Below are 13,093 nucleotides of genomic sequence, written 5' to 3' on the forward strand. Positions count from 1 at the left end.
GAATTCGATCGGTCTTTATGTTATTATCAGGAGAATCATGTTGTGGGAAAGCGCTTTTTGAATCATGGCTGTAGCAGGTTAGAGGACGGAACGGTTAGTTTGAGCCTTTCCAGTCGCTGGTGAGCTAGCAGCACCGTGAATTCTAGCCTTCCGCTCAGCGGGCTCTTGTCGCTCCTTATGCCTTTTGCGCTGAACTAAATTGTTGCGAACGATCGCAAAGATGACGAGCAGCGTACCGTAAATTTCAAACATGGAGACATGATAGCCCTGAAAGGCCATAATGATCAAGGTAGTGATTGGTACAAAGTTGATATATAAAATCCCGTTGAGTGGCGTTAACATTTTTAATCCGGCATTCCAGCTTAGAAGAGCCACGATCCCCGGCAAGGTGATCATAAAGGCCATCTCCCACTTCACGGAGCTAAGCGTCTCTATGGAAGGAGCAGGCAGAAGGCCAAGCAGTGTAGCAAATGAGACAATGGCGAGCGACACCAGGCTTCCCAGCAGGCAAGTGAGTGTTGAATAGCGTAGAACCGACCAGTCTTTAAATCGGCTTCCGCCCATGGAATACAGTACCCAGCCCGTAACTCCAATGAAAATAAGCAATAGCGGGAACAAAGACTTGCCTGCCATCGCAAAGAAGGCCAGTTTGCCATTGGTAATAACAAGCAATGCCCCGGCCAGACATAGAATCATGCTGACAATCGTATATCTGGGCGGTTTGGCCTTGGCGGTAATCCATACGTAAAGTATTGAGATCATTGGCATAAGAACCTCAATTAAAGAAGCGGTAATTGTACCGGTATCGCCCATAAGGTACTGTCCCGAGAATATGAACATGTTATACACGGTAAAGGCCATAGTTCCATAGAATACGAGAGCTTTTCCTTTCCCCTCCAGGCGAAAAGCCGCTAATCCTTCCTTCACCCATAGTATCGCTGATAGAATGACGGCCACAACGGCATACCGGATGAATGAGAAATAGAAGGGATCTATTTTTTGCAGAGCGACTTGCGCAACCGGGAACATTGCTCCCCAGGACATACTTGCGATGAGGCATAAGACTGAGCCGATGATGATTTGTTTTTTATTCATTAAATTCGTTCTCCTTAACAATATCCGTACCATTATTCAATACAAATGATAGATTAATCACAGACAACAGTAAAATGATTGTAAATTAACTTCTTCATCATTTATAATGATACCTGAAACAGAAAGCATGACGAGTACATGGGGCAGGAGGAGATGGAGATTGGATTTGAATGATTTGCGAATATTTCAAATGGTTGCACTTCACGGCAGCGTCAGCAAGGCAGCGCTGGAACTAAACTATGTTCAGTCCAATGTCACGGCCAGAATTAAGCTGCTGGAGCGTGAACTGCATACCCCGTTATTTTATCGCCATAAGCGCGGCATGATTCTTAACACGGAAGGAAAGAGGCTGCTGGAATACGCTAACGATATTTTGGCTAAATTCGATGAGTTGAAGAAGGTGTTTCAGGACTCGTCCACTCCGTCAGGGCTTCTGGAGATCGGTATTGTGGAAACGGTGATTGCACTGCCGAATTTGTTGTCCTCCTACCTGCAGACTTATCCTAATGTTGACCTGTCCCTGAAGGCGGGGGTTACGGAGCAATTGCTTCAGGAAGTGATTGACTTCAAGCTGGACGGTGCGTTTGTGACGGGCCCGATCCAGCATCCGATGATTGAGCAATACGAGGTATTCCAGGAGGAACTGGTTATTGTCTCTAAGGGGGAGTGCTTCTCGCTTGACGATATTACGGTCAAACCTCTCCTGTTATACAATAAAGGCTGCAGTTACCGCGAAAGACTGGAGAGCTGGTTAAGGGAAGAGGGCATCGTTCCTAAGAAAATCATGGAGTTCGGCACGTTCGACACGATTATTGGCAGTGTGGCGGCAGGCATCGGGCTGACGATTGTTCCTGAATCCACGGTCGGTTACATGGCGATGCAAGGCACAATACATTGCCATCGGGTGCCTGATCCTTATCGGGAGGTAACTACGGTATTCATCCGTCGTAAAGACTCCCATATGACGAGTTCAGTCGAGGCTTTTATCGAGGAAATCAAAAAGGTAACCAGCCCGCTGATGATGGCTTAAATGGGGAATGTCTTTGGGACGGCTTTTTTTGATGAGTATAGCCGAATGAATTTTAATAGCCTTTGAAACATTTTTCAACTTTAATGAGGTAAAGTCGGTAATTATGCATTATAATTTAGTAATTATACATTCGGCTCTTGCTGAGAGAAACTAAAGGATGGTGTATACATGATTGTAGGGGTGCCTAAAGAGGTCAAGAACAACGAGCACCGCGTCGGGATGACGCCTGCTTCGGTGCTGTCTTATGTCCAGGCCGGTCATGAAGTGTGGATCGAGAGCGGGGCAGGGGTCAGTGTTGGATTCAATGATGAGGACTATAGCGCAGCAGGGGCGAAGATCGTGCCTACGGCCGCAGAAGCATGGTCTGCTGAGATGGTCGTCAAGGTCAAGGAGCCCGTGGCCGAGGAGTTTTCATTTTTGCGGGAGGGCTTGATTTTGTTCGCTTACCTGCATCTGGCTCCCGAGCCTTCCTTGACGAAGGAACTGACCGATCGCGGTGTGGTTGCTATCGCTTATGAGACGATCCAACTGGATACGGGCGCACTGCCGCTGCTGTCGCCGATGAGTGAGGTTGCGGGCCGGATGGCGATACAGATTGGCTCTCATTTCCTGGAGAAATCCAATGGCGGCAAAGGTGTGCTGCTCAGCGGAGTGCCTGGCGTAGAGCCTGGCAAGGTAACGATCATCGGCGGAGGCATGGTCGGCGTAAATGCAGCCAAAGTAGCCCTCGGTCTAGGGGCCGACGTACGGATCATTGATTTGAATCTGGATCGGCTGCGGCAACTGGATGATTTGTTCCAAGGACGGGTCAAGACATTGATCTCGAACCCATTTTGTATTGCAGACAGCGTCAAACAGGCCGATCTTCTGATCGGAGCCGTTCTGATTCCGGGAGCGCGTACGCCAAGGCTCGTCAGTGAAGAAATGGTAAAGACGATGTCTCCCGGCTCTGTCATTGTCGATGTAGCTGTAGATCAGGGCGGTTCAATTGAGACGATCGACCGGATTACGACGCATGACCAGCCGACTTATGTGAAGCACGGAGTGATCCATTATGCCGTAGCGAATATGCCTGGGGCAGTAGCCCGTACTTCAACGTTGGCATTGACGAATGTCACAACGCCGTATGGCTTGCAAATTGCTACTAAGGGATATGTGCAGGCGGCTTTGGATAACCGGGCTTTGGCCAAGGGCATTAACGTCATGGACGGGCATGTAGTCTATCAGGCTGTAGCCGATGCGCAGAACCTCCCTTATAAAGATATTTACGCTCTGCTGAATGCATAGGGCTGTAACAACTTACAACTTAAGATTTATGTAAGAAATGAGTAAGAAAAATGATAACACCCCTCTTTATGATGAAGTCATGAGAGGGGTGTTTACTATTCAGCAGTCGAGTGATTCGGTCAAAGGTTCGTTGATTCGCAATCGAACGTTCATGTTCTTCATAGCCTCCATGATATTTACTAGTCTGACGACGCCGATGTATATGTTGATTGAGAGCTGGTACGTTGTTGATTATCTCCATATGCCGACCATGCTTGGAATCGTTCTGATGGTGACGGCCATCCCGCGGGTAATACTCATGACCGTGGGGGGTGTTTTATCGGATCGATTCTCTAAGACAAAAATTATGTTTCTTTCAGACTTTATACGCTTCCTTCTGCTGATCAGCATGGCGGTTCTATTTGCGCAGGGCCTGCTCACCTTTGGCGTGCTGCTTGTTTTTGCGGCGCTTTTTGGCATTCTGGAGGCATTCTATTGGCCTGCTTCATCTTCGATTATTCCTACTCTGGTTGCTCCGGAACAGCTTGGGACAGCGAATAGCTTGAATGTCATTATTCAGCAGCTGGGGATGTTTGCTGGGCCGGCGGTCGCTGGACTTATTCTCACGTTTGGCTCATTTCAGCTATCATTTATCGTGCTTGGCCTCTTACTGCTGATCGGTGCAATATGTCTGTTCCTAGTTCGCGAATCAAGACAAAGGCCTGCGGATCGTCGGGAATCGATGTTATTTGAAATGGGCGAAGGGTTTCGTTATATAAGCCGTGATCCCTTTAAATTGTCCATTATAGTTACCGTTGGCATTGCCAGCTTCTTCATTTCCGGGCCGGTGAGCGTAGCGTTTCCCACTCTGGTAAAAGAGGTCTTTCAGGGGACGGCCATGGACTTGACCTATTTGCAGGTATCCTTTGCAGCCGGGAGTATACTTGGCGGCTTAATGCTCGTCGTTCTTCGCCAGAAGGGAAATATGACGCTCCGGGCTTATGCTGCATTTGTTTTGTTGTGCCTAGGTATTGTTGGCATGGGCTCGGTGGATCAATTATTATATGCGATCATCATTAGCGGATGCGCGGGAATGATCTCGGCTTACGCGAACATGCTGCTGCTAACAGTATTTCAGCTCAGTCTGGATCAAGATAAACTGGGCCGAGGCATGAGTGTATTTACAATCGCCTCGACGGGGCTGTATCCTCTGTCTACAGGGCTTGTGCCGGTGCTGCTGGGCAGTGGCTGGAGTATTTCGGAAATATTAAGAATTTCGGGCATGGTGGCCGGGGGATTTTTGCTTATCGTTATTTTAAGTGTAAGGGCACTGCATTCGCCCTCTGCGGGGGCCTCGTTAAATACAGAAGACTAAGCGAGAGAGAGGAGGAGCATTGAACGTGCGGAAGCATCAAATTATGAAATGGATCTTGTATCTTTGCCTAGTCTCATTGCTCATTAATGGAACGATCTATATGGCGACTAAATCCAATGATTCGTTGATCAGTCTGCTCAGCGCTGCAGGATTAGGCCTGATCATGGGCATCGGTGCCCTGATGACGCGTAAGTCTCGATAGAAAGATCCTTGATTCATATGATGATTAAGGCGAAATAACGTTTGTGTGATGTTGATAGGAAACAGGGCGTCCCATGAGGGGCGCCTTGTTAGGTTTGTGTTAAACTATATTCAAAACTATGGTTAGGGGCAAAGCGATGTATTCAGCAGATGATGTTGCTAAGTGGATGGTACAGGAGATTAAGTTCAGAGGAATGCTTCGACAAGAGGAGGCTATTGCTCATGTCAAGGAGCACTTTGGGGAGGAGTATGTTTTTATCAATGATAAAGGAAATCCGTCCCTTTCTAAGGAGGTAAAGAAGGCTTTTCGAAAGCTGCATGGCGGGAGAGTCGCCTGGGATCGCGACGGTTTCTTTTGGGCTTGGACTTGACTGTGCTGTGATCAGTTTGCAGAAAGATTCTGGATATCATATACTTTGAATGTTCTCAATTGGGAATATACGGAAAAGGCAGTGAGGAGTGTTGATATCCTTGAAGCAGAATCATGATGATTTACACAAGCCGTCATATCGTCCTGTATCCATGCTGTTCAGACGTATAGGGGCAACTGTGATTGATTATTTATTGTTCGCAGCACTAATTCGATCGGCGATTGATATAGATAAGATATTTATGGTTCGGAATGAATTTCACGCTCAACTATGTGTTATTGCTCTTATATTATTTTACTATGTGCTGCTCGAAGGCTTAACGGGAAGTACGATTGGGAAATGGATGATGCGCATTCGAGTGGTCGATCGGGATGGAGCTGCACCGGGACTGCTCAAAGCGTTCATCCGTACAGTATTTCGGGCTATAGACAGCAATCCATTGCTGTTTGCCGGTCTGCCCGCTGCCCTGGGAATTGTTATGACGGAGCGGAGACAGCGGCTTGGAGATTGGGTAGCCCGTACTTATGTGATCGAGGTGGGGCGGTTGCCCTCGCATAAATTGAACCGCGGCAGGGAGGCCGTGGTTTTAACCTTGGCAGCTACGCCTATTTTGCTGGCGATGATTCTTCCTATGGTTGTCCGATTGAATCCTCTATCTGAGGGGGAGCGTTCCAAGGAAACAAGCTATAGCGATGAGAAGATACATATCAGTCATAACGGAAAGTTTAAAATTACGACGAGCCCAGATTGGCTCTTTGACCCTAATCTGGACAATCAGGCGGAGATTTCGATATCCAATCGGTTTTCAAATAAATATTTAGCGGTATTCTCGGAACCCAAGAAGCGCTTCAAGAGAGGGAGCACACTTGAACAGTATCAGAAATACGCCGAACAAAGCTTTGCTGCTGCCCTTGCCCACTCGCCGATTTATAAACCACGGCCTCTCATAATCAATGGATACCATGCGTATCAGTTTGCCGTCGAACAAGAAGTGAACGGGGTAAAGGTGGCTTACATCGTCACTACGATCGAGACCAAATTATACTATCATTGGATTACTGTATGGACGGATGCGGCTAAATATAAGGAATACCAGCAGGAGCTGCACTCGGTAATCAGCACTTTTAATAATTTTACCACTTAATGATGCGAGGACTATTTGGAGCAAAAGGATAGTTCCGTTGTTTAACCTTGAGTTGAACGACTGGAGCTATTTTTTTTGGACGCTCGGGACTTTAGGATTGGAAGCTTGACTTTTTGGGCCTACAGTTTTAGATAATTGTGTATAGTAATTTCTACAACGCTGTGACGAAGGATGTGTAGTCATTGTCAAAGTTTATCCGGATCAACACGTTGCGCAACCAAATCTTTCTTGGCTTTATGCTGGTGATGATCATCGTACTCGCTTCAGTCAGTTTTTTTACGTTCGATCAAGTATCGATATTGTTGCGTAACAACGCTGAGAAGCATATTCAGCAAACGGCCGTTCAGGCGACAGGGAAGCTGGATGCCTTGTTGCAGCAAATCAATACGCTTACAGCCCAGGTTGCAATGAGTGCAACGACCCAGCGCTTGCTCACCGAGGAAACGATGGGCGTGCCAATCAGCTTTGGAGATCGCCAGCTGCTTCAGCAGGAGGTGCGTAAATATGAAGCCTATGCGACCGGCATACGCTCGCTTGAGTTATATACGGCTGATTTCAAAAGGCTGCTGCCGCTGGATGACTTTAGATTGACCGAACGGGCCTCCAGTGAATGGATTGAGCGGGTAGACGAGGAAATGGGCCGACTGGTATGGTTTGGCCTTGATCCTCAGAATCCAGATGGCGTTATCGCGATTCGCAGCATTCGATTAATCGATAAGTCCTTTTCGCATGCCGGGTATTTAATGGTTCATATTGAGAAAAGCTACTTTGAGCTTACGGATGCAACGTCGGAGAGCGAAATGCGCGAATCGATGGGACTGTTTGATAAAAGCGGGAGAACAATATTCTCCGATTTTCCAGCAGAGGTAGATTCGAAGATGCTCCTCAGTCATGTCGGCGAAAGCATTACGATTGGCGGCAAAGGGTATATTGCAATTCAGAAGCAGTCTGAGGCTACAGACTGGACGCTCGCGATTTTGACGCCCATGGATTATGTTACCGAGGGGATTTCTGTGCTCCGTACGAATATTCTCGTATCCGGTGTAGTTGGCGGCTTGCTCTTTCTGATATTTACCTTTATTCTATCCACGATGATTACGCGGCCCATTTTGAATCTGATTAAGGCGATGCGGGGTGCTCGATTTGGCACGCTGAAGCCAAGTCCTATTACGTCAACGACGATGGAGATCAATGAGCTCAACAATTCATACAACCAAATGGTCGTCGATCTGAACGAGCTGATTGAAGTTGTCTACCAGAAGGAAATCATCCAGAGCCGTACGGAATTGAAGGCGCTCCAGGCTCAGATTAACCCGCACTTTCTTTTTAATACTCTAGAAGCATTCTACTGGGAACTGGAAGATAAAGGGGAGGAGGAGCTGGCTCAAATTGTCGTGGCGATGTCCGGCCTATTCCGTTATGTCATCAATAAAACGGATGAGGATGAATGGGTCACGCTCGGAGATGAATTGGATCATGCGGAAAGATATTTGAAGATTATGGAGATGCGCATGGTGGACAGATTATCATGGCGAATTGAGGCAGACGAGGACTGCCGTCGAGTACCCGTACCTAAGCTGCTGATCCAGCCGCTAGTTGAGAACGCTATCCTGCATGGTGTAGAGCAGCGGGTCGGCCCTGGAACGGTTGTATTGCGGGCAGAGCCTAGCAGCAGACCCGGGTTTACCCGGATTACCGTAGCGGATGACGGGTCGGGAATGGATCAGGAGAAGCTTCGTTCCTTATATGCCGTTATGAGAAAAGGGCATGTAAGTGCTACTAAAGGGCATGGCATCGGGATGGTCAACGTGGAAAGGAGACTAAGGCTGAGCTATGACTCTGAGGCTGACGGGCTTGAAATCAGGAGCGAGAAGGGGCAAGGAACGACGATAGCCTTTGAAATACCGAATGAATATGGGAGTGACAATAAGCCATGAAGACGATTCTAATCGTAGATGATGAACCGAGGACAAGAGAAGGGGTTCGCAAAACCTTAGAGGCATGGTCCTCGGGGCGTTACCGCATTGAGACAGCGTCCAGCGGCGTGGAGGCTTTGGCATGGCTGGAGGAGCACGAGGCCAATCTGCTCGTAACCGATATACGGATGCCCGAAATCGGCGGGCTCGATCTTATTGAGAGACTGGAGGATATGAAGAATCCTCCGGTCGTCATCGTGATTTCCGGTCATCCTGAATTCGACTATGCGCAAAAGGCGCTGAAATTTGGCGTGATTGAGTATTTATTGAAGCCGCTGGATAAGGCCAAGCTCGTTCAGGCCGTTGAGCTTGCACTCCAACGGGAGGAGAAGATCCACCGGATTGAACGGATGGAGAAGCTGGTCGACCCCAAGCTCATGGAGACGATGGAGCACGAGAATGTTTACAGCACTCCCGTGCGGGAGGCGATTCGTTATTTGGACGAACATTTGCATGAATCGGTATCCATGCGCGATCTGGCCGATCATCTTCACATGAACGCCAGCTATTTCAGCGTGCTGTTCAAGGAACAGACCGGGCTTACCTTTAGCGAATATTTGACGAAGCAGAGAATCCAGCGGGCGAAAGTGCTGCTGACAACGACGACGCTCCCTATCGCTGAAATTGCTGAAAGGGTCGGATATCAGACAGCAAGGTACTTCGTGAAAGTGTTTCGTGAGCTCGAACAGGTGAGTCCAGGGCAATATAGGAGCAGAGTGAATGATTCGGCGGACATTATCCAATAATAATGGCATAAATCCCAATCCCTCTATCATTACGGTATGATCACACCATTGTTACAATTTAATTAAGCGGAATGAAACCGCTAGCATTCGTAGAAAAGGGGTTGTAAACGTGTTCAAGAAAAAATGGACGATGCTGCTATTAACGTCATTGTGTCTGGCTTTGGTCTTAGGAGGCTGCGGTTCGAAAGGAAATAACGCTGGCGATACCTCTCAGGGGGGCGGCGAAGGCAAAGGCGGCGAACAAGTTACAGTTAGCTTCATGCACCTATGGCCTGAAGGCGTGTCCGCTGGTCAGAACAAAATCGTGAACCAAATCATTACGGAATATCAGAACGAGAACCCTAACGTGAAAATCAAGCAAGAAGTGTTGGATAACGAGCAGTACAAGAACAAACTAAAAGTACTTTCCGCATCTAACGAGCTGCCTGATGTAGGTGTAACCTGGGCAGCGGGATTCTTGCAGCCTTATGTGGAAGGCAATTTATTTGCTCCGGTGGATGATCTGCTGAGTGGCGAATTGAATGGAAAATTCGTTGCCGGAACGACTGAGGCATATAATATTGACGGAAAAACGTATGCGCTTCCACTAGAGTTTAATATTGCGCCGGTGTATTACAATAAAGCGATTTTTGAGAAATACAATCTTGAAGTTCCACAAACGTACGAACAATTTAAAGAAGTTGTGAAAACGCTGTCTGATAACGGGGTAGCACCAATTGCACTGGGCAACAAGGATCGGTGGACGGGCTCCCTATGGTACATGTACATGGCTGACCGGATTGCAGGACAGCAAACGCTCGCTAACGCGATTAGCGGCTCAGCCTCCTTCAAGGATGAAGGATTGCTGAAAGCAGGCGCCGAGGTTCAGGCTTTGGTTGACAGCAACGCATTTGTGAAAGGCTTCAACGGCTTGTCCAATGAAGAGGCGAAGTCTGAGTTCCTGAATGAAAAAGCGGCAATGTATATGATGGGTTCCTGGGATCTTCCGAACTTCACAACGAATGAGGAAATTCCGTTGGAGTTCCGTAACAGTGTTGGTTTCTTCAAATTCCCGACCATCGAAGGCGGCAAAGGCGACATCAACAGCTGGGTTGGCGGACCAGGCGTAGGCTTGTTCGTGGCTGAGAACTCCAAAGTGAAGGATGAAGCCAAGAAATTTGTAGAATACTTTGTTACTAAATGGGGTGAGCAATCCGTAACTGGCGCAGGTGTTATTCCGGCTACGAAGGTAGATACGTCCAACCTAGAGTTGCCACAATTGTACATCGACCTGTTTAATGAAATGAATCAAGCAAGCAGCATCACGTTGTTTGCAGACGTTCAAATGCCAGCGAACGCGGCAGAGACACACCTTAACATGATCCAGGCTCTCTTTGGCAAAGCGGTAACACCGGAGAAATTCTCGGAAGAGCATGACGCGGCAATTGCCAAAGGACAATAATAGCTTCGTTTCAAAGACATTTTTGCAACAGGATGATTGGATCTATCCGGCAGCATTGCCGGATAGTCTTTTCTCAAGGAGAAAACGACTATGAAGGAAAGGAGTCGGACAACGTGGACAAGGTGCTCTCAAATAAAAAGATAATTGCACTCTATGTACTGCCATCACTGCTACTCATTTTAGGCGTCGTTTACATTCCAATCCTACTTACCGGCTACTACGGATTGAATAAGTGGAATGGAATCAGTGCCATGGAATTCATCGGCATGGAAAACTATCTGGCTCTAGCGAAGGATAGCGCATTCTGGAGTAGTGCTTGGCACTCGCTTCTGCTAGCTTTGTTCTCCACACTTAGCCTCGTTATTTATTTAGCTGTAGCTATGGTTCTTGCTACCCGTATTAAGGGGGCGAACCTGTTTCGTAAAATTTATCTCATTCCGATGCTGTTGTCATCGGTTGCGATCGCGCAATTGTGGCTTAAAATTTACCACCCGACAAACGGGATTGTAAACAGCTTCTTGGAATCTATTGGTTTCGCTAATCCTCCTGCATGGCTCGCAGAGACATCATTGGTATTGCCTGCTCTTTTTATTCCGATTCTGTGGCAATATGCAGGTTTCTATATTTTGATCTACTATGCAGCTCTGAAGAATATTCCGGCATCCCTTGAGGAGGCGGCGAAGATCGACGGTGCCAATGCACTGCAAATCGCCTGGAAAATCAAGCTTCCGCTTGCGATGGAAGTGATCAAGGTGACGATCGTTCTTGCCGTAGTCGGGTCACTGAAATACTTCGACCTGATTTACGTCATGACCGATGGAGGACCTAACGGAGCCAGTGAGGTTATGGCCTCCTACATGTATCGCGTAGCTTTCCGAGCCCATGATTTCGGCTACGGTAGCGCGATCGGTTTCTTCCTGCTTGTGATTTGTCTTATCATTACGTGGATTATTCGTAAATTAACCGCTACTAAAGATACCATTCAATATTCCTAAGGAGGGACGCTTCATGATATCTGGAACCGCGGGACAGCTTCAGGGCGGGCCGGCTAGCTCAGGGGCAACCCTTGGACGCAAACTAGGTTATGGTCTATTGTATATTATTTTGATTCTTGTGGCAGTTCTTCAAGTGCTGCCGCTAGTATGGCTGTTGTTCTTCTCGCTAAAAAATAATCAGGAAGTGTTCAACCTCCCGCCTTTCTCGCTCCCTATGGATCCTAAATGGGAGAACTATTCAAAGGTATGGAGTGCGGGGAATATCAATGTGTACTTCTTGAACAGCGTATGGGTTACCGTGCTGGCGACCGCGCTGACGGTCATTCTGGGCAGCCTGGTCACGTATGCCGTGACGAGAATGAAGTGGAAGGGAAGCTCTTTCGTACTGGGCCTCTTCATGGTCGCGATGATGATTCCCGTTCACTCGACGCTTATTCCTTTGTTTAGCATATATAACAAAATTGGTTTAACGGATCATCCGTTATCGCTTATATTTTCATATGTTGCATTCAATATGCCCATTACGATCATGATTTTGCTTGGCTTTTACTATGCTTTGCCGCGTGAAGTAGAGGAGGCAGCGGTGATCGACGGGTGCTCTGTGAACCGAATGTTCGCACGAATCGTGCTCCCGATGACCAGCTCCGTACTGGCGACGACGGCCATTATCAACATGATTTATAACTGGAACGAATTTATTTTCGTAAATACGTTCATCAGCTCGGATATCTACAAGACCTTGACGGTCGGCGTTCAGAACTTCATCGGTCAATATACGACGGATTGGGGTGCCATCGGTGCTACGCTTATGATTAGCATTCTGCCGATTCTGATCACCTTCCTGTTCCTTAGCGACAAGATTGTGGAAGGGATCGCTGCTGGATCGGTTAAGGGCTAAGTTGAAATCGGCAGATTTGAGCGATATGCATTCCAACTACCGTAGAGTTATTTCACACCGCGCAGCTTCTAGTGCGCGGTGTTTTGCTGTATGACGGCGGTCGGTCGGCCACATGAGCCAATATGCATTCGAACTACCGCCGGGATTCGGCGCAATGCTAGGTGCAGGTTCACATAGTTGTGCTGAGGTTATAAAGGTGGGGTAAGTAGTGTTGAGGCTATAAAAGTGCGGTAAGTAGTGTTAAGGCATACTAAGAGCTCGTTAAGTTTTGTACGGAGGCATATAGCGTCCGAGCCACGCAGAGTCCATGTCCGTGCAACGAAGAGGCGAGGTACGAGCAATGACAAGTCCATGTCCGTGTACAACACAGAGGCCAGGTACGCGCAATGACAAGTCCATGTCCGTGCAACGCAGAGGCCAGGTACGAGCAATGACAAGGTCATGTCTGTGCAACACAGAGGCCAGGTACGCGCAATGACAAGTCCATGTCCGTGCAACGCAGAGGCCAGGTACGCGCAATGACAAGTCCATGTCCGTGCAACGCAGAGGCCAGGT

12 protein-coding genes are annotated in these 13,093 nt (G+C 47.9%); 11 read left to right on the plus strand and 1 reads right to left on the minus strand.

Going from position 1 to position 13,093, the window contains the following annotated elements; genetic code table 11:
* Positions 1 to 78: 78 nt before the first annotated feature.
* The gene (locus CZ379_RS01560) at positions 79 to 1,095 is read right to left on the minus strand and encodes a DMT family transporter (protein ID WP_234404775.1); all 1,017 of its coding nucleotides are present in this window, start codon (positions 1,093 to 1,095) and stop codon (positions 79 to 81) included.
* 160 nt (positions 1,096 to 1,255) lie between these two features.
* On the opposite strand from CZ379_RS01560, the gene CZ379_RS01565 reads away from it, so the two are divergent.
* The 11 genes from CZ379_RS01565 (at position 1,256) to CZ379_RS01610 (ending at position 12,538) form a co-directional block, all read left to right on the plus strand.
* Positions 1,256 to 2,125, plus strand: a complete 870-nt coding sequence (locus CZ379_RS01565) for a LysR family transcriptional regulator (protein ID WP_110929990.1) — start codon at positions 1,256 to 1,258, stop codon at positions 2,123 to 2,125.
* A gap of 168 nt (positions 2,126 to 2,293) precedes the next feature.
* On the plus strand, positions 2,294 to 3,412 hold the full coding sequence (ald, locus tag CZ379_RS01570) for an alanine dehydrogenase (RefSeq protein ID WP_110929991.1): 1,119 nt from the start codon (positions 2,294 to 2,296) through the stop codon (positions 3,410 to 3,412).
* A 37-nt stretch (positions 3,413 to 3,449) separates the two neighbouring features.
* Positions 3,450 to 4,766, plus strand: a complete 1,317-nt coding sequence (locus tag CZ379_RS01575) for an MFS transporter (RefSeq protein WP_110929992.1) — start codon at positions 3,450 to 3,452, stop codon at positions 4,764 to 4,766.
* Between the two features lie 25 nt (positions 4,767 to 4,791).
* Positions 4,792 to 4,968: a hypothetical protein gene (locus CZ379_RS25845; protein WP_199925399.1), complete on the plus strand. Its 177-nt coding sequence runs from the start codon at positions 4,792 to 4,794 to the stop codon at positions 4,966 to 4,968.
* A gap of 136 nt (positions 4,969 to 5,104) precedes the next feature.
* The gene (locus CZ379_RS01580) at positions 5,105 to 5,338 is read left to right on the plus strand and encodes a DUF6953 family protein (protein WP_110929993.1); all 234 of its coding nucleotides are present in this window, start codon (positions 5,105 to 5,107) and stop codon (positions 5,336 to 5,338) included.
* A 100-nt stretch (positions 5,339 to 5,438) separates the two neighbouring features.
* A complete protein-coding gene (locus CZ379_RS01585; protein WP_110929994.1) occupies positions 5,439 to 6,482 on the plus strand; it encodes an RDD family protein in 1,044 nt (347 codons plus the stop codon).
* 182 nt (positions 6,483 to 6,664) lie between these two features.
* Positions 6,665 to 8,419, plus strand: a complete 1,755-nt coding sequence (locus CZ379_RS01590; RefSeq protein WP_110929995.1) for a cache domain-containing sensor histidine kinase — start codon at positions 6,665 to 6,667, stop codon at positions 8,417 to 8,419.
* A complete protein-coding gene (locus CZ379_RS01595; protein WP_110929996.1) occupies positions 8,416 to 9,204 on the plus strand; it encodes a response regulator in 789 nt (262 codons plus the stop codon). Before CZ379_RS01590 ends, CZ379_RS01595 begins: the two co-directional genes overlap by 4 nt.
* A gap of 109 nt (positions 9,205 to 9,313) precedes the next feature.
* The gene (locus tag CZ379_RS01600) at positions 9,314 to 10,645 is read left to right on the plus strand and encodes an extracellular solute-binding protein (RefSeq protein ID WP_110929997.1); all 1,332 of its coding nucleotides are present in this window, start codon (positions 9,314 to 9,316) and stop codon (positions 10,643 to 10,645) included.
* Between the two features lie 113 nt (positions 10,646 to 10,758).
* On the plus strand, positions 10,759 to 11,640 hold the full coding sequence (locus CZ379_RS01605; RefSeq protein WP_110929998.1) for a carbohydrate ABC transporter permease: 882 nt from the start codon (positions 10,759 to 10,761) through the stop codon (positions 11,638 to 11,640).
* Positions 11,641 to 11,653: 13 nt separating this feature from the next.
* A complete protein-coding gene (locus CZ379_RS01610; protein ID WP_110929999.1) occupies positions 11,654 to 12,538 on the plus strand; it encodes a carbohydrate ABC transporter permease in 885 nt (294 codons plus the stop codon).
* Positions 12,539 to 13,093 lie beyond the last annotated feature (555 nt).

The organism is Paenibacillus bouchesdurhonensis (assembly GCF_900155685.1).
GTDB classification, from domain to species: domain Bacteria; phylum Bacillota; class Bacilli; order Paenibacillales; family Paenibacillaceae; genus Fontibacillus; species Fontibacillus bouchesdurhonensis.